The organism is Pseudomonas sp. TE3899, from assembly GCF_056279105.1.
The window spans coordinates 5,494,966-5,512,591 of record NZ_JBWBQR010000001.1; the positions used below are offsets into that span (position 1 = coordinate 5,494,966).

General features: G+C 61.1%; 15 protein-coding genes and 1 riboswitch. Of the genes, 7 read left to right on the plus strand and 8 right to left on the minus strand.

Translation table 11 applies throughout. The annotated features are described in order from the left end of the window. Positions 1 to 137: 137 nt before the first annotated feature. Positions 138 to 1,547, minus strand: coding sequence for an adenosylhomocysteinase (gene ahcY / locus ACZ89E_RS24975; RefSeq protein WP_133835625.1), 1,410 nt, complete (start codon positions 1,545 to 1,547; stop codon positions 138 to 140). Between the two features lie 23 nt (positions 1,548 to 1,570). Beyond that, a riboswitch (S-adenosyl-L-homocysteine riboswitch) is annotated at positions 1,571 to 1,669 on the minus strand. Between the two features lie 189 nt (positions 1,670 to 1,858). Between ahcY and ACZ89E_RS24980 the strand changes: the two genes are divergently transcribed. Next, the gene (locus ACZ89E_RS24980) at positions 1,859 to 2,263 is read left to right on the plus strand and encodes an acyl-CoA thioesterase (RefSeq protein WP_123514743.1); all 405 of its coding nucleotides are present in this window, start codon (positions 1,859 to 1,861) and stop codon (positions 2,261 to 2,263) included. A gap of 180 nt (positions 2,264 to 2,443) precedes the next feature. Beyond that, the gene (locus ACZ89E_RS24985; protein ID WP_133835627.1) at positions 2,444 to 3,331 is read left to right on the plus strand and encodes a formate/nitrite transporter family protein; all 888 of its coding nucleotides are present in this window, start codon (positions 2,444 to 2,446) and stop codon (positions 3,329 to 3,331) included. Here ACZ89E_RS24985 and ACZ89E_RS24990 read toward each other — a convergent pair whose 3' ends face one another. Next, entirely contained in the window at positions 3,332 to 4,597 is a 1,266-nt protein-coding gene (locus tag ACZ89E_RS24990) for a cation:proton antiporter (RefSeq protein ID WP_149659695.1), read from the minus strand. Between the two features lie 249 nt (positions 4,598 to 4,846). Further along, on the minus strand, positions 4,847 to 6,016 hold the full coding sequence (locus ACZ89E_RS24995; RefSeq protein WP_476256647.1) for an MFS transporter: 1,170 nt from the start codon (positions 6,014 to 6,016) through the stop codon (positions 4,847 to 4,849). Positions 6,017 to 6,301: 285 nt separating this feature from the next. Here ACZ89E_RS24995 and ACZ89E_RS25000 point away from each other — a divergent pair, with 285 nt between their 5' ends. Then, a complete protein-coding gene (locus ACZ89E_RS25000; RefSeq protein WP_476256648.1) occupies positions 6,302 to 7,135 on the plus strand; it encodes an EamA family transporter in 834 nt (277 codons plus the stop codon). Positions 7,136 to 7,176: 41 nt separating this feature from the next. Then, positions 7,177 to 7,560 carry an MAPEG family protein gene (locus tag ACZ89E_RS25005; RefSeq protein ID WP_123404270.1) on the plus strand — a complete coding sequence of 128 codons (384 nt, stop codon included), beginning with the start codon at positions 7,177 to 7,179 and terminating at the stop codon, positions 7,558 to 7,560. A gap of 92 nt (positions 7,561 to 7,652) precedes the next feature. Here the strand turns inward: ACZ89E_RS25005 and mltA are convergent, their stop codons facing one another. Further along, positions 7,653 to 8,825: a murein transglycosylase A gene (mltA, locus tag ACZ89E_RS25010; protein WP_149659691.1), complete on the minus strand. Its 1,173-nt coding sequence runs from the start codon at positions 8,823 to 8,825 to the stop codon at positions 7,653 to 7,655. A 128-nt stretch (positions 8,826 to 8,953) separates the two neighbouring features. Between mltA and ACZ89E_RS25015 the strand changes: the two genes are divergently transcribed. Then, positions 8,954 to 9,403 (plus strand): c-type cytochrome, encoded by a 450-nt coding sequence (locus tag ACZ89E_RS25015; RefSeq protein WP_476256649.1) that lies wholly within the window; start codon positions 8,954 to 8,956, stop codon positions 9,401 to 9,403. Positions 9,404 to 9,579: 176 nt separating this feature from the next. Here the strand turns inward: ACZ89E_RS25015 and ACZ89E_RS25020 are convergent, their stop codons facing one another. The 4 genes from ACZ89E_RS25020 to ACZ89E_RS25035 all read right to left on the minus strand — a co-directional run bounded on the left by ACZ89E_RS25020 (position 9,580) and on the right by ACZ89E_RS25035 (position 14,115). Next, a complete protein-coding gene (locus tag ACZ89E_RS25020; RefSeq protein ID WP_149659689.1) occupies positions 9,580 to 9,975 on the minus strand; it encodes a DUF1090 domain-containing protein in 396 nt (131 codons plus the stop codon). A gap of 101 nt (positions 9,976 to 10,076) precedes the next feature. Continuing rightward, positions 10,077 to 11,750 carry an NAD-dependent DNA ligase LigB gene (gene ligB, locus ACZ89E_RS25025; RefSeq protein ID WP_476256650.1) on the minus strand — a complete coding sequence of 558 codons (1,674 nt, stop codon included), beginning with the start codon at positions 11,748 to 11,750 and terminating at the stop codon, positions 10,077 to 10,079. Between the two features lie 160 nt (positions 11,751 to 11,910). Continuing rightward, positions 11,911 to 13,101, minus strand: coding sequence for a methionine adenosyltransferase (gene metK, locus ACZ89E_RS25030; RefSeq protein WP_149659687.1), 1,191 nt, complete (start codon positions 13,099 to 13,101; stop codon positions 11,911 to 11,913). Between the two features lie 18 nt (positions 13,102 to 13,119). Continuing rightward, a complete protein-coding gene (locus ACZ89E_RS25035; RefSeq protein ID WP_476256651.1) occupies positions 13,120 to 14,115 on the minus strand; it encodes an ArsR/SmtB family transcription factor in 996 nt (331 codons plus the stop codon). 260 nt (positions 14,116 to 14,375) lie between these two features. On the opposite strand from ACZ89E_RS25035, the gene tkt reads away from it, so the two are divergent. Together tkt and epd are read left to right on the plus strand one after the other, a co-directional pair. After that, positions 14,376 to 16,373 carry a transketolase gene (gene tkt / locus ACZ89E_RS25040; protein ID WP_149659685.1) on the plus strand — a complete coding sequence of 666 codons (1,998 nt, stop codon included), beginning with the start codon at positions 14,376 to 14,378 and terminating at the stop codon, positions 16,371 to 16,373. A 172-nt stretch (positions 16,374 to 16,545) separates the two neighbouring features. Beyond that, complete coding sequence (gene epd, locus ACZ89E_RS25045; protein WP_149659684.1) at positions 16,546 to 17,610, plus strand: erythrose-4-phosphate dehydrogenase; 1,065 nt, start codon at positions 16,546 to 16,548, stop codon at positions 17,608 to 17,610. The last annotated feature ends 16 nt before the right edge of the window (positions 17,611 to 17,626 follow it).

Consider the following 17,626-nt stretch of genomic DNA (forward strand, 5'->3'; position numbering starts at 1 on the left):
CGTAGCGCCGACTCTCGTAGTTGAAGCCCGCAACTCACGGCTGCAAAAAAGCGATGAAGAAGCAAGCGCCTGCCTCAAGCCACAAGTAAACGAACCGCTTTTACTTGCCGCTTGAAGCTTGCCACTTGCAGCTGCTGTCAGTACCGGTAGGCGTGCGGCTTGAACGGGCCTTCGACGGTCACGCCGATGTAGTCGGCCTGGGTCTTGGTCAGTTGAGTCACGACGCCGCCGAAACCGCGGACCATTTCCAGGGCCACTTCTTCGTCGAGTTTCTTCGGCAGTACTTCAACGGTCAGGCGCTCGGCTTTCTGGGCTGGCGACAGGTCGGCGTACTTCTGGCCGAACAGGAAGATCTGCGCCAGCACCTGGTTGGCGAACGAACCGTCCATGATGCGGCTTGGGTGACCGGTGGCGTTACCCAGGTTAACCAGACGGCCTTCGGCCAGCAGGATCAGGTAGTCGTCGTTCTGGGCGTCGAACGCGCCAGGGCCGGTACGGTGGATCTTGTGAACCTGTGGCTTCACTTCTTCCCATGCCCAGTTCTTGCGCATGAAAGCGGTGTCGATTTCGTTGTCGAAGTGGCCGATGTTGCAGACAACAGCGCGCTTCTTCAGGGCCTTGAGCATGTTCGAGTCGCACACATTGACGTTACCGGTGGTGGTCACGATCAGGTCGATCTTGCCCAGCAGCGCTTTGTCGATGGAGGCTTCGGTGCCGTTGTTGATGCCGTCGATGAACGGCGAAACCAGCTCATAGCCGTCCATGCAGGCTTGCATGGCGCAGATCGGGTCAACTTCGGAAACCTTGACGATCATGCCTTCCTGACGCAGGGACTGGGCCGAGCCCTTGCCCACGTCACCGTAACCGATGACCAGCGCTTGCTTGCCGGACAGCAGGTGGTCGGTGCCGCGCTTGATCGCGTCGTTCAGGCTGTGACGGCAGCCGTACTTGTTGTCGTTCTTGCTCTTGGTCACCGAGTCGTTGACGTTGATGGCCGGGATTTTCAGCTCGCCCTTGGCCAGCATGTCCAGCAGACGGTGCACGCCAGTGGTGGTTTCTTCGGTGACGCCGTGGACGCGGTCCAGGATCGCCGGGTATTTCTTGTGCAGCAGCTCGGTCAGGTCGCCGCCGTCGTCGAGGATCATGTTGGCATCCCAAGGCGCGCCATCTTTCAGGATGGTTTGCTCCAGGCACCACTCGTACTCTTCTTCGGTTTCGCCTTTCCAGGCATACACCGCGATGCCGGCAGCGGCGATAGCAGCAGCGGCCTGGTCTTGAGTCGAGAAAATGTTGCAGGACGACCAGCGTACTTCGGCACCCAGGGCAACCAGGGTTTCGATCAGCACGGCAGTCTGAATGGTCATGTGGATGCAGCCGAGAATCTTGGCGCCTTTGAGCGGCTGCTCACCGGCGTACTTGCGGCGCAGACCCATCAGGGCAGGCATTTCGGATTCGGCGATGATGGTTTCGCGACGACCCCAGGCAGCCAGGGACATGTCGGCAACTTTGTAATCGGTAAAATCTGCAGGCGTGATGACAGCGCTCATGATGAGCCTCCATTCGTAATGTATGCGAATGGGCGCCGTTGTGCGTTTAGTGTCTGGCCAGGGCCAGGCAACGCCCCATCCGAGCCTGACAGGTTTGACCTGCTGCAGCGCCCCTCGGACAGGTGGCGGGAAAACGGTAGTAGCCGTTTTGAAACGGTGGCGATTATAGCTTTCTTTGTCCGGCTAGTGGCAAGTGACAAGCTACAAGCGGCAAGTAACAGCGAATCTGCTTTTACTTGCAGCTTGTCGCTTAAAACTTGAAGCTGGGGGCAGAAACCTATCGCTCAAACGCCTCAACCCCGGAGCCCCCCATGAATTTCCACACCCGCAAATGGGTAAAACCCGAAGACCTCAACCCCAACGGCACGCTGTTCGGCGGCAGCCTGTTGCGCTGGATCGACGAAGAAGCGGCGATCTATGCGATCGTCCAGCTGGGCAACCAGCGCGTGGTCACCAAGTACATTTCCGAGATCAACTTCGTCAGCGCCTCGCGCCAGGGCGACATCATCGAACTGGGCATCACCGCCACCGAGTTCGGCCGCACCTCGATCACCCTGACCTGCGAAGTGCGCAACAAGATCACCCGCAAAAGCATCCTGACCGTCGAGCGCATGGTGTTCGTCAACCTCGGCGAAGACGGCCTGCCGGCGCCCCACGGCCGCACCGAAATCCTCTACGTCAAAGACCAGTTCAAGGACGACGTCGTCGTTGATTGATGATCGTTCCCACGCTCCGCGTGGGAATGCAGCCCGGGACGCTCTGCGTCCCAAAGCGTGACGCAGAGCGTCACAAGAGGCATTCCCACGCAGAGCGTGGGAACGATCTGCCGAGGTCAGTGAACAGCTCCGAACCCCGCGTGTCGTACCTACATGACACGCCACCGGTTCCGGAGCTCCATGGACACTCAAAAAGACGGCAAGACCCCGAACCTCTCGGCTGAAGAGCAGCACGAAGCCGACCGCAACCAGCCGCCCCGGGCGGCGGTGTTGCATGAAATCATCCGCACCCAGGGCGATCAGGAGCTGGAACGCAGCGTCGCCGCGCTGTGGTGGTCGGCCCTGGCCGCCGGCCTGACCATGGGCCTGTCGCTGATGGCCATGGGGCTGCTCAATTCCCGCCTGCCGGACGGCGAAGGTTTCAAGGTGATCGCCAGTTTCGGCTACTGCGCCGGTTTCCTCGCGGTGATCCTGGCGCGCCAGCAACTGTTCACCGAAAACACCCTGACGGCCGTGCTGCCGATCATGACCAAACCCACGTTGAGCAATTTCGGGCGCTTGCTGCGCCTGTGGGGTGTCGTGCTGTTCGGCAACCTGTGCGGGACGTTGCTGGTGGCCTACGTGATGCTGCACCTGCCGATCTTCGACACCAAGACCGATCTGGCCTTCCTCGACATCGGGCGCAAGATCATGGAAAACAGCGCCAGCCAGATGTTCGCCAAAGGCATCATTTCCGGCTGGATGATCGCCACCATGGTCTGGATGATCCCGTCCATGGAGAGCGCCAAGATGTGGATCATCATCCTCATCACTTATCTGATGGCGCTGGGGGATTTCACCCACATCGTCGTCGGTTCGGCGGAAGTGTCGTACCTGGTGTTTGCCGGCGAATTGCCGTGGAAGGATTTCTGGCTGGTGTTCGCCGGGCCGACGCTGGCGGGCAACATCATTGGCGGCAGTTTCATTTTTGCCCTGATCAGCCATGCCCAGGTGCGCAGTGAAAGCAGCACGCCGAACAAGGCTGCGGATCAGCCCGGGAAGCCTGACCCGCAGAAGATCAAAAAGTAATCAGTGATGCTCGGCCTGTGCCGTTGGCGCAGGCTCATCCCGGGTCACGTACTTGACCAGTTTGCCGATGCTCAAACCCTGCAACAGGATCGACGACAACACCACGATGTAGGTGATGCTCAGGATCAGGTCGCGCTCCGGGCCCAGCGGCAACGCCAGGGCCAGGGCTACCGACACACCGCCGCGCAAACCACCCCAGGTCAGGATTCGGATCGTCCCGCGCGGCACGGTGCGCCAGCGCCGCAACAGCAGGATGGCCGGGGCCACGGTCAACAGACGCGACAGCAGAATCGCCAACGCCAGCAAACTCGCGGCCAATACGTGCAGCCAGTTGAATGGCAGCAGCAACAGTTCCATGCCGATCAGCGCGAACAGCAGGGCGTTGAGCATGTCGTCGAGCAGTTCCCAGAAACCGTCCAGGTACTTTCGGGTCATGTCGTTCATCGCCAGGTTGCGCCCCAGGTTACCGATGATCAGACCGGCGACCACCATCGCGATCGGCGCGGACACGTGCAGCTCCGAAGCCATGGCCGAACCGCCGATCACCAGCGCCAGGGTCAGCATCACTTCGATCTGATGCTGCTCGATGCTCTTGATCATCAGGTACACCAGGTAACCGATCAGCCCGCCAAACACCACGCCACCAATCGCCTCGTGGGCGAACAGCATGGCCGTGGCGCCGACGGTCGGGGTTTCGCCCAATTGCGCGATGCCCAGCAACACGGTGAACACCACCACCGCTGTGCCATCGTTGAACAGCGACTCGCCGACGATCGTGGTTTTCAGCGGCTTGGACGCGTTGGCGGTCCGCAGCACACCGAGCACCGCAATCGGGTCGGTGGGGGAAATCAGCGCGCCGAACAGCAGGCAATACAAGAAGCTCACGTGCCAGCCGAACAGGGCAAAAATGTAATAGGCGAGGCTGCCGATCACCGCCGTGGCGATCAATACGCCGAAGGTCGCGAGCAGGCCGATGGGCCAGCGGTAACTGCGCAGGTCGCTCAGATTGACGTGCAGGGCGCCGGCGAACAGCAGGAACGAGAGCATCCAGTTCATCAGCAGATCACCGAAGTCGATCTGGCCGATCAGCTGTTGTACGCGCTCTTCGAGACCGGGGTAGCCGAGCAGGCTCAGGCCTTGCAACAGCAGGGAAAACATCAGCGCCGTGACCATCACACCGATGGTCGGGGGCAGGCCGATGAAGCGGAAATTCACGTAGGTGAGGAGGGACGTGAGGCAGATAAACGCAGCGACAAGTTCAAGCATCCGGGGTCCTTTGGATGGTGGGTGGAGTTGGGCACGATGCGGGTCGTGCATGAGGTTGGATGGGCTGTCGCAAGTCAGGGACACAAATGCGATCCCCTGTGGCGAGGGGGCTTGCCCCCGTTGGGCTGCGAAGCGGCCCTCAAATCTGCAATCGCGGTAAATCAGGATGAGCGCGGCGTCTGGATTGCGACTGCTGCGCAGCCGAACGGGGGCAAGCCCCCTTGCCACAGGTTAATGCAGTGCGTCGAGTCAGCCGGACACATTGACCGCAGCCGCCCCGCGCCGTTGCAGGTAGATATAGAACAGCGCCGTCAGCACCGTCAGCCCGCTGACCAGCGCCCCCGTCCACGGCAAATCCGCCAGGTCCGCGCCGCTGGCGACCACCAGCCCGCCAATCCACGCGCCAGCGGCATTGCCGAGGTTGAATGCACTCTGGTTCAACGTCGAACCGAGGTTCGGCGCCTCATGCGCCTGATCAATGATCAGCAGTTGCAGGATCGGGCACAGGGCAAACGCAAAAATCCCCCACAACACCAGCGTAATCGCCGCCGGAATCACCGAATGGCTGGTCTGGCTGAACGCCGCCAGCACCACCGCGACCGCCAGGGCCATGCCCACCAGCGAAGGCAGCAAGCGACTGTCCGCCAAGCGCCCGCCGAGCATGCTGCCCGCCGTCAGACCCACGCCGAACAACAGCAACATGATGGTCACGCCGTGGGGGCTGACGCCGGTGACGTCTTGCAGGATCGGTGCGATGTAGGTGAAGACGCTGAACAGACTGGTGGACGCCAGCACGCTCATGCCCAGGGCCAGCAACACGTTGACCTTGCCCAGCACCTTGAACTCGCTGGCCAGGTTCGCCTTGTCCATGACGATGTCTTTCGGCAACCACACCCATTGGGCGATGGCCGCGATCACGCCGATCACCGATACCGCCCAGAACGTCGAGCGCCAACCGGCGTATTGGCCGAGCGCCGTGCCCAGTGGCACGCCGAGCACGTTGGCGAGGGTCAGGCCGGTGAACATCATGGCAATCGCCTGGGCCCGTTTGTTCGGCGCCACCAGACCGGCCGCGACCACCGAACCGATACCGAAGAACGCTCCGTGGCACAACGCGGTGACCACCCGCGCAGCCATCAGCGTCGCGTAGTTCGGCGCCAGGGCGCAGAGGATGTTGCCGAGGATGAACATCAGCGTCATGCCCAGCAGCGTGGCTTTGCGTGGCATGTTCGCGGTGCCGATCGCCAGGATCGGCGCGCCGAACACCACGCCCAGGGCGTAGCCGGTAATCAACAGGCCGGCGTGGGGAATGCTCACGGCGAGGTCGCGGGCGACATCGGGCATCAAGCCCATGATGACGAATTCAGTGGTGCCGATGCCGAACGCGGCAACAGCGAGGGCAAGCAAGGCGAGTGGCATGCGCAAGGTCTCTGTCGGTAGTCTTGACGCTCGGATCAGGCATACGCAGGCCATCGGCCGTTCTCGAGGAGAGCGGGCGGGGGCAGGAATTATTGGAATTAGTCTGTGCGCAACTGAGTGCGGCGTGGTCGCTTGCAGTATAAACAGCTGCGGACATATGGCGAATCAATTATCTGCCCGCTTTCCGTAGGAGCGAGGCTTGCCCGCGAAGGCGTCCTTGAGATCGCCTTCGCGGGCAAGCCTCGCTCCTACAGGGATGGGGGTGGGCAACAGAAGGAGTGAACCGTGCTTGCAACAGCACTGGTGTTGGTCGCGGCGCTGTTGCACGCGGCGTGGAATACCCTGATCAAATTCAGCGCCGAGCGGCTGCTGGTGGTGGCGTGCATGGACTCGGTGGCGATGCTGTTTGTCGCCGTGATGCTGCCGTTCGTGAACGTGCCGCCGATTGAAATCTGGCCGTGGATCCTGGCGTCGGCGGCGTTCGAGTTGCTCTATCGCTATTTGCTGATCCAGGCCTACCGGGTTGGCGACCTGGGGCTGGTCTATCCGCTGATGCGGGGCCTGTCGCCACTGGTGGTGCTGGCGCTGACGCTGATCTTCGCCGGGGAAGTGCTGACGAATCAGCAGATCTTCGGCATTTTGCTGATCCCGTTCGGCATGCTGTGCCTGCTGTGGCAGGGCGGTGGCGGTGCGCGATTGCCGTGGTCAATGCTGCCGGTGGTGGCGCTGATTGGCCTGTGCATCGGCTGCTACACCTTCATCGATGGCCAGGCGTTGCGGCGCTGGTCGCATCCGCTGGATTACCTGGTGTGGGTCACGCTGCTCAGTGCCTGGCCATTCCCGTTGCTGGCGCTGGTGCGCAAGCGACCGGCGTTCATGCTGTTCTGGCGAGAACAGTGGCGACTGGGGCTGGCGGTCGGGTTTTGCGTGTTGTTCAGCTACGCTCTGGTGCTGTGGGCGATGCAACTGGGCTCGATTGCCGAAGCGGCGGCGTTGCGTGAGATCAGTGTGATCCTGGTGGTGCTGCTCGGCATGCGCTACTTGAAAGAACCTTTCGGCCGGCCGCGGCTCTTAGCCTGTGGGTTGGTGCTGATCGGCATCTTGGTGATGAAGTTTTGACCGACCACCGAATTTCTGAAAACTGAAGAAGGGACTGCTTTATGACGGTTGCGCTGTGGTGCGTTTTGATTGCGATTTTCCTGCCCTATGTCTGCACGGCCATCGCCAAGGCCAGTGGCAGGTACAACCTGAAAGACAACCATGATCCCCGGGACTTTCTCGAATCGCTGAATGGCTTGGGTCGGCGTGCCCATGCGGCGCAGTTGAACAGTTTTGAAGTGATGCCGGCGTTCGCGGTGGCAGTGCTCGCGGCCCATCTGGTGGGCACGGCGCAGTTGGTGACGGTCAACGTGCTGGCGGTGCTGTTTATCACCAGTCGGCTGCTGTACATCATTTGCTACCTGGCGGACTGGGCGATCTTGCGGTCGCTGGTGTGGTTTGTGGGGATGGGGTTGATTGCCAGTTTCTTTTTTGTGTCGATCTGATTGAAGCAAAAGCAAAAGATCGCAGCCTTCGGTAGCTCCTACAGGGACCGTGTTCACAACGATTCCCCGTAGGAGCCTGCGATCTTTTGACGTTAAGGCTTGTCAGCCACCTGCGGCACTTGCGGCAACGCTGCACCTTTAGGCCACAACATCCAGATCTGCCCCTGCTGCTTCATATCCCCCGCCAATTGCCCGGCCGCTTCGCCGGTGCCCCAGAACAGGTCCGCCCGCACTTCGCCGGCAATCGCGCCGCCAGTGTCCTGGGCCGCCACCGGCCGCACCAGTGCGCTGCCATCCGGTTTGGTGGTGGATAACCAAAGCAGACTGCCCAGCGGAATCACCTTGCGATCCACCGCCGCGCTGTAGCCCGCCGTCAGCGGTACGTTCAGCGAGCCGCGAGGCCCTTCGTTGCTGTCCGGATTTTGGGTGAAAAACACGTAGCTGGGGTTGCTGCCGAGCAATTGCGGAATGCGCGACGGATTCGCCTTGGCCCAGGCGCTGATAGCGCCCATGGTCACGTCTTCCTTCTTCAGTTCACCCTGATCCACCAGCCAGCGGCCGATGGGACGATACGGATGGCCGTTCTGGTCGGCATAAGCGATACGCAGTTGTCGACCACTGTCGAGCTGGATCCGCCCGGAACCCTGGATTTGCAGGAATTGCAGGTTCATCGGGTCGGTCAGCCAGGCCACGACCGGCGCCTTGACCCCTTTGCTCTCGATGGTGGCGGCGTCGTCGTAGGGTTTGAGCACGCGACCTTCAAGTCGACCGCGCAGGCGTTTGCCCTTGAGTTCCGGGTAGAGGCTGTCCAGGGACACAATGATCATGTCCTCGGGCACGCCGTAAACCGGGACATTAGCCACTTCGGTCTGGGTCAGGCTGCCGGGGTACACCGGTTCGTAGTAGCCGGTGATCAGGCCATTGGGATTGTCGTTAGCGGCACGCAGGCCGTAGACGTCCAGGTTCTGCTTGAGAAAGCCGCGAATCTCGCCGGCGGTTTGCGCCACATTGGCGGACGCTGCGCAGGTCGAGCCCCAGACCGGGTCGGCCTTGAGTCGGGTGCAGGCGCTGCGCCAGGAACCGAAACCGGCCACCAGATCATCGTCGGACACCGTTGGCAACGCTTCCCAGGTGGCGCTGGTGTAGGTGGCCAGGGCGTGGGTTTTCGGGGTGTTGTTTTCGCCGCCGGTGCAGCCCGCAAGCACGGCTACCATCGGAAGGGTCCAGGCCAGGCGCGGGCGCCAGGCCATGAAACGGCTGTTCATGGAGTAATTCCTTTGACGGCTGCCTGAGTGCTCCATGCGCTCAAACAACCCTTATTGATAATAGGGCTATTGGTGTTTAACGATGACGCGAGGATACTGGCCGCCGTTCCCCGTGACCTGAAGCCACCATGACTCTTAAAAGACTTTCTGTTGTATTGCTGGCCTGCCTGACCTTGTCCGCCTGCGGCGGTGTTGATCCGAATTCGCCATTGGGTCAACGCAAGGCGATCTTCAAGCAAATGCTCAAGACCGGCGAAGACCTGGGTGGCATGTTGCGCGGACGCATTCCGTTCGACGGGCCGAAATTTGCCGAGGGTGCGGTGAAACTCGATGCGCTGTCCCATGAGCCGTGGAAACATTTCCCGCAGGTGCGCGAAGAAGATCACACCAGCGCCAAGGACGATGTGTGGAAGCAACAGGCACGCTTCCAGGAAATGGCCCGCAACCTTGAAGGCGCCACCGGTGAATTGGTGATTGCCAGCAAGGTCCAGCCGTACAAGGCCAGCAACCTCGGGCCGGCGGTGCAGAAAGTTGAAGATGCCTGCAGTGCTTGCCATAAACAGTTTCGGGATCATTGATCTAGCGGTGTGTATTCCCTGTGGCGAGGGGGCTTGCCCCCGTTCGGCTGCGAAGCAGTCGTCAATTCGGCCCGCGCGGTCTATCTGATTATCCGCGTCTGCTGATTTTGCGGTCGCTCGCGACCCAACGGGGGCAAGCCCCCTCGCCACAAAAGCTTCCTCGCAACGCCGAGATCCTACTTATCCAGTTCATCCAGCGCTTCCTGCAATTCCTTGCGGGACTCGGCCAGTTTGTCTTTGCGTTTGTTGATTTTCTCGGCATCGCCCTTGCTCATGGCCTTGTCGAGATCGGCCTGGCGCTTGCTGACTTCATGCTTGGCGTCGAGCACCTTGTTTTCCCGTTCCTTCTTCAAGGAGGCGTCGGTGCAGTGGGTGGTGACTTCGTTCAGGGCGGTTTCCAGGCCCGCCTGCTGATCGGCGTTGCCATGGGATTTGGCCAGTTCGATCTGGTTGACGATGCCCTGTTTCTTGGCGGCGCAACCGGTCAGTTCCGGGATCTCTTCGGCTGCCATCAGCGGAGCAGCCATCATGCCGCAAAGGGTCAGCAGGGCGAGCGGTGCAAGAAATTTCATAAAAGCTCCATGCAAAAAAAGGCAAGCGGGTCGAGGTGGCAATGGGCTGTTTGAGCGCAGCGCCACCATTGGGTTCCCGGGCTGACAGGCATTGTTGGTCGCTAAAAACCGTCAATCCCCGCCATACGTAATGTTTCACTCAAGGCCAGGACCTGCGGGTCGCGAAAAAACGCGCTCAATTGCGCTGCGCGTCCCGGGCCGATGCCGGCTTCGGCCAGCCACTGTTCGTGGCTGCGTTGCGCCAGGGTCTGCCATGAATCGGCAAGCTTCGCCTGACCCGTCGGCGGCAAGCCAAGGGCTTTGAGCCAGCGAGCAAACGGACGCTGCCGGGCACTTTCAAAACTGTTTAAAAGACGAGCACTGCTGCGCTCGCCGAGGCCGGCAATGTTAGCAAGCTCTTGGGCATCGAGGGTCAACCAATCCAGCAGGCTGTTGAGGCGGCCTGTTTCGAGAAGTTTCTCCCAGGTGCCCGGTCCGACATGCGGCAAGGCCAGCCCTTGCTTGCCGCTTAGCCAGGTCAGCCGGGCGAGAAATTGGCTTTCGCAGCCCGGCGTTGGCTGCCAGCAGCTCAGCGGATGAAAGTCAGCCGCCAGCGGTGCATTCACTTCCGCGCGCTCGGCGCTGCGCAGCACGACGTCATCGAGCCTGGGAATGGTCAGGCCCGCGAGGCTGATGGCAACCTGATCACCGGGGCGAATGTCCAATTGCTCCCAGCGTTGCATGGAGCTGACGCTCACTCGTTTGATCTGCCGGTCATCGAGCTTTACCGGCGACAGCTCCAGTACCGGGGTGATCCGCCCGGTCCGGCCGATCTTGAAATGCACCTTGCGCACCTCGGCCAATGCCTGGGCGAAGGGGTATTTCCAGGCGACGCTCCAGTAAGGTGGCCGGGCCTGCCAGCGTTCGGCGGGTGGACGTGAATCCTGGCGCAGGACGACGCCGTCGCTGGCGAAAGGCAGGGGCGAGCGATACCAGTGATCGCGCCAGCGGTCTGCATCGGCAAAGGTGTTGATCGATTGGCTGTAGACGCCGGTGGCCGGGAATCCCAGCCTATCCAAAGCGGTGACCCGGGCAGGCCAGCTTTCCGGACCTTGCGGCCAATCCCAGACAAACAACCCGATCCCGGCAGCCTGCTCCGCGCTCAGCGACTTGCGCGCCATCAACCCGGCCACGCTGGCGCGGGCGTTGAGGCTGCCGGCTTTGGCTTGTATGTGATCGGTCAGGCGCCAGTAGAGTTCGCCTTGCACGAGGACGTCCATTGGTTGCTTCAGTTGCTGGGGGATGCCGGCGATCTGGCGTGCGGAGGCGGTCCAGTCCTGGCCGTTCATGCCGTCGCCGCGACTGATCGCCTGTTGCAGCAGGCCTTTGCTGTAGATCAGCGATACCGCCACGCCGTCGACCTTTGGCTGAATCCAGACATCCTTGCGATCGCGCAGCCAGTGTTCGACGGCGGGTCCGTCGTGGAGTTTTTCCAACCCCGTGTGGACGATGGGGTGAGGCACCTTGCCGCCCGCCGTTCGCAGCGGTTCAGGGGCAGGGGCGAGGTTTAAACAGGTGCGCCATTGCGTCAGCCGGGCTCGGGACTGGTCGTAGAGTTCGTCGCCGATCAGGGATTGGCCCTTGCGGTGGTAGCTGTCGTCCCAACGGTCGAGTTGCTGTTGCAGGGTGGTGATTTCGGCTTGGGCACGCGCGGGTGCCCAGTCGGGGCAATCGGCGGCGCTGGCGGTCAGGGATGTCAGCAGGAGGGCGAAAAACAGGCGCAGGCTGGGGAGCATCGAGAGCGTCCTTGCTCGTTGGGATGTCTGGAAGATTAGTCGGTCATCAGTTTTGTAAAAGCGGGGTGTTTTTCGGGGTGTTTCGAGGACAGATTTTCCAGCATGAAAAAGCCCCGCACGGCGCGAGCCGTGCGGGGCTTTGGGTACCGCCGGGGAAGTCTTACAGGCCGGCAGCAGCGCGCAACGAATCGGCGCGGTCGGTCTTTTCCCAGGTGAACGTGGTGAAGGTGTCTTCGCCCACGGTCTTGGTTTCCGGGGTGCGACCGAAGTGGCCGTACGCAGCGGTTTCCTGGTACATCGGGTGCAGCAGGTCGAGCATGGTGGTGATGGCGTATGGACGCAGGTCGAACACTTCGCGAACCAGTTTGACGATTTTGTCGTCGCTGATTTTGCCGGTGCCGAAGGTGTTCAACGAGATCGAAGTCGGCTGGGCAACACCGATCGCGTAGGAAACCTGGATCTCGCAACGCTCGGCCAGGCCGGCCGCGACGATGTTCTTGGCCACGTAACGACCGGCATAAGCCGCCGAACGGTCAACCTTCGATGGATCTTTACCGGAGAACGCGCCGCCGCCGTGACGGGCCATGCCGCCGTAGCTGTCGACGATGATCTTGCGACCGGTCAGACCGCAGTCGCCAACCGGGCCGCCGATGATGAACTGGCCAGTCGGGTTGATGTGGAACTGGGTGTCCTTGGTAAGCAACTCGGCAGGCAGCACGTGCTTGACGATCAGCTCCATCACGCCTTCGCGCAGGTCTTTGTACGACACTTCAGGGTTGTGCTGGGTCGACAGAACAACGGCGTCGATCCCGACAACCTTGCCGCCTTCGTAACGGCAAGTCACTTGTGACTTGGCGTCCGGGCGCAGCCAAGGCAGCAGGCCGGATTTACGGGCTTCGGCTTGCCGTTGCACGAGCTGGTGCGAGAAGGTGATCGGTGCTGGCATCAGCACGTCGGTTTCGTTGCTCGCGTAGCCGAACATCAGGCCCTGGTCGCCGGCGCCCTGATCTTCAGGCTTGGCACGGTCGACACCCTGGTTGATGTCAGGGGACTGCTTGCCGATGATGTTCATCACGCCGCAAGTGGCACCGTCGAAGCCGACATCGGAGCTGTTGTAGCCGATGTCCAGAATGACGTTACGCACGATCTCTTCGAGATCGACCCAGGCCGACGTGGTGACTTCACCTGCGATGATTGCCACGCCGGTCTTGACCAGAGTCTCGCACGCCACACGGGCGAACTTGTCTTCAGCAATGATGGCGTCCAGCACCGCATCGGAAATCTGGTCGGCGATTTTGTCCGGATGCCCTTCAGACACGGACTCGGAGGTGAAGAGGGAGTATTCGCTCATCTCGATGTTTTCCTGAATTTACCGATGGTGAGTGTCGCCAGCCGGCCGCTGAAAATGGCGGACCTGAATCTGGAAACCATTACGTAAGCCTACATAGAGGCTTTCCCCGGGAACGAGTCCCGCAGCGGTGGCCCAACGGGCCAGATCGTCCTGTTCAAACCCCAACCATAGATCACCGCAGGCCTCCCTGGCCCAACTCTGGTTGTGGCTACATAACTCTGTCACTAACAGGCTACCGCCTGGTTGCAGCAAGCCGGCCATGTGCTTGAGCGCTTCGGCCGGTGCGGCGAAATGGTGCAGCACCATGTTCAGTACAACGCAATCGGCGGTCAGGCTTACGCCATTCAATGCATCGGCCAATTGCAGGCTGACGTTAGTCAGCCTTTCACGTTCACAGACCTGGCGCGCCAGTTCGAGCATCGCCGGACTGTTGTCCAGCGCCGTGACCTGGGTGAAGCGGCGCGCCAGTTCCGGCAGGAAACCGCCATCGCCGGGGCCGACTTCAATCGCCGTGGCGCCTTCGCTGAAGCTCAGCTTGTCGAGCAGCGCCACCACGCTTTCGCGGTACTGCGCCAGGCCGGCGATCAGGTCTTGCTGGGCGCGAAACTTCTCCGCCACCCGTGAGAAAAAGTCCTGGCTGGCCGCCGCCCGTTGCCCGTGTACCTGAGCGATCCGCAATTGCACATCGGCCGGCAGGGTCAGGTTGTCCACTTCGTCCAGCAAGGCCGCGTGTAACTGGCCGCCCAGCAAGTCGGTGTGGGGCAGGGCGCGACGATAGAAAATCGCGTTGCCTTCACGGCGGGTCGCCACCAGGTCGGCCTGGGCCAGGACCTTGAGGTGGTGACTCATGCCGGATTGACCGATGCCGAAGATCTGCGCCAGTTCCAGTACGCCAAACGAATCGTTGGCCAGCGCGCGCAATACATTCAGGCGTAGAGGATCGCCACCGGCCTTGCACAAGGCCGCCAGCTCATCGCAATCGTCATGTTGAATGGAAGGCACGCGTAGATTCATAGGGCCAGCAGTCTAGTGATGGTCAGAAAGCCTCGCAAGAGCAATATCAAAAAGTTTTGATATTGCTCGATAGATGGCACTTCTCAAGGCGCTGTTGTCTCTACAAACGAATAGCAGAAAGGTTTCACCCGCCGAAACCGTCGTTATCCATTGGAAAAACGTCTCTAGATGACTATCTGTCATTGCCCCGAGGCGGGTGGGTGAGGGAAAATGCTCGCCTTTTTTCCGTTTCGTTTTATTCAAACCCTAGGAGATCAGCGATGCCAAGCCGTCGTGAGCGTGCCAACGCCATTCGTGCCCTCAGCATGGATGCCGTGCAAAAAGCCAACAGCGGCCATCCGGGTGCCCCTATGGGTATGGCGGATATCGCCGAAGTGCTGTGGCGTGACTACCTCAAGCACAACCCAAGCAATCCATCGTTCGCCGACCGTGACCGCTTCGTGCTGTCCAACGGCCACGGCTCGATGCTGATCTACTCGCTGCTGCACCTGACCGGCTACGACCTGTCGATCGAAGACCTCAAGCAGTTCCGCCAACTGCACAGCCGCACCCCGGGTCACCCGGAATTCGGCTACACCCCAGGCGTTGAAACCACCACCGGTCCACTGGGCCAAGGCTTGGCCAACGCCGTGGGTTTCGCCCTGGCTGAGAAAGTCCTGGCGGCGCAGTTCAACCGTCCTGGCCACAACATCGTCGACCACCACACCTACGTGTTCCTGGGTGATGGCTGCATGATGGAAGGCATTTCCCACGAAGTCGGCTCCCTGGCCGGTACCTTGGGTCTGGGCAAACTGATCGCCTTCTACGATGACAACGGCATCTCCATCGATGGCGAAGTCGAAGGCTGGTTCACCGACGACACGCCGAAGCGTTTCGAAGCCTACAACTGGCAAGTGATCCGCAACGTCGACGGTCACGACCCGGAAGAAATCAAGATTGCGATCGAGACCGCGCGCAAAAGCGAGCTGCCGACCCTGATCTGCTGCAAGACCACCATCGGTTTCGGTTCGCCGAACAAGCAAGGCAAGGAAGACTGCCACGGCGCCCCACTGGGTGACGCGGAAATCGCCCTGACCCGCAAGGCGCTGAACTGGAACCACGGCCCGTTCGAAATCCCGGCTGACATCTATGCCGAGTGGGACGCCAAGGAAAAAGGCCGCGCTGCCGAAGCCGAGTGGGACCAGCGTTTCGCCGCTTACTCCGCCGCGTTCCCGACCGAAGCCAACGAACTGGTGCGTCGCCTCAGCGGTGAATTGCCAGCCGATTTTGCGGAAAAAGCCTCGGCTTACATCGCGGAAGTTGCGGCCAAGGGCGAAACCATCGCCAGCCGTAAAGCCAGCCAGAACGCCCTGAATGCCTACGGCCCGCTGCTGCCTGAACTGCTCGGCGGCTCCGCTGACCTGGCCGGTTCCAACCTGACCCTGTGGAAAGGTTGCAAAGGTGTGTCGGCTGAAGACGCCAGCGGCAACTACATGTACTACGGCGTTCGCGAGTTCGGCATGAGCGCGATCATGAACGGCGTGTCCCTGCACGGTGGCCTGGTGCCTTACGGCGCGACCTTCCTGATGTTCATGGAATACGCGCGCAACGCGGTGCGCATGGCCTCGCTGATGAAGAAACGCGTGGTGTTCGTCTACACCCACGACTCCATCGGTCTGGGCGAAGACGGCCCGACTCACCAGCCGATCGAGCAACTGACCAGCCTGCGCAGCACCCCGAACCTCGACACCTGGCGTCCAGCCGATGCCGTTGAATCGGCTGTTTGCTGGAAACTGGCCATCGAGCGCAAGGACGGCCCTTCGGCGCTGATCTTCTCGCGTCAGAACCTGCAGCACCAGGAGCGTGATGCCGGCCAGATCGCCGACATCGCCCGTGGCGGTTACGTGTTGAAGGACTGCGCAGGCGAGCCTGAGCTGATCCTGATCTCCACCGGTTCGGAAGTGGGTCTGGCGGTTCAGGCTTACGACAAACTGACCGAGCAAGGCCGCAAGGTACGCGTCGTTTCGATGCCGTGCACCAGCGTGTTCGATGCTCAGGACGCTGGCTACAAGCAAGCCGTTCTGCCGTTGCAGGTCAGTGCGCGTATCGCCATCGAGGCCGCTCACGCGGACTACTGGTACAAGTACGTGGGCCTGGAAGGTCGTGTCATCGGCATGACCACCTTTGGCGAGTCGGCGCCTGCGCCAGCCTTGTTCGAAGAATTCGGTTTCACCCTGGAAAACATCCTGGGTCAGGCTGAAGAGCTGCTGGAAGACTAAGTCCGAAGGTTGCGTTGTCCGGGCTGGCCTCTTCGCGGGCAAGCCTCGCTCCTACAAGGGGTCGTGTTGTTTTTCATGACAGCCGAAAACCTGTAGGAGCGAGGCTTGCCCGCGAAGGCGTCGGCCCTGCCAGCACTGCAACAACGGATTCACCACGGTAATCGAGAACCCCATGCCCCAACCGCATCCCTACAAAGTTGCACTCAACGGCTACGGCCGGATTGGTCGTTGCGTCTTGCGTGCGTTGTTTGAGCGAGGCGAGAAGGCCGGGTTTGAAATTGTCGCGATCAACGATCTGGCAGACATGGCCAGCATCGAATACCTGACACGCTTCGACTCCACTCACGGGCGTTTCCCCGGCGAAGTGCGGGTGGAGGACGATTGTCTGCATATTAATGGCAACTGCGTGAAGGTCCTGCGCAGTGCTACCCCCGAAGGCATCGATTGGGCGTCGTTGGGCGTCGATCTGGTGCTGGAGTGCTCCGGCGCTTACCACACCCGCACCGATGGCCAGCGCTTCCTCGACGCCGGCGCTCCCCGCGTGCTGTTTTCCCAGCCGATGGCCAGCGAGGCGGATGTCGACGCCACCATCGTCTACGGCGTGAACCAGGATTGCCTGACCGGCGACGAGCTGCTGGTGTCCAACGCGTCCTGCACCACCAACTGCGGCGTGCCGCTGTTGCGTCTGCTGGACCAGGCCATTGGTCTGGAATACGTGTCGATCACCACCATCCACTCGGCGATGAACGACCAGCCGGTGATCGACGCCTACCATCATGAAGACCTGCGCCGCACCCGTTCGGCGTTCCAGTCGGTGATCCCGGTGTCCACTGGTCTGGCGCGCGGCATCGAACGTCTGCTGCCGGAACTTGCCGGGCGAATTCAGGCCAAAGCCGTACGCGTGCCGACGGTGAACGTGTCGTGTCTCGACATTACGATGCAAACCGTCAGCGACACCGACGCCGTGGAGGTCAACCGGATCCTGCGCGAAGCCGCCACCAGTGGCCCGCTCAAAGGTCTGCTGGCTTACACCGAGCTTCCCCACGCAAGCTGTGATTTCAATCACGACCCACATTCGGCCATCGTCGATGCCAGTCAGACCCGCGTTTCCGGCCCACGGCTGGTGAACATCCTGGCCTGGTTCGACAACGAATGGGGTTTTGCCAACCGAATGCTGGACGTTGCAGAACACTATCTGCACATAGCTGCTCCACTTTCTGTCACTCAAAAACAGTAATTCAGGAATTGCGACC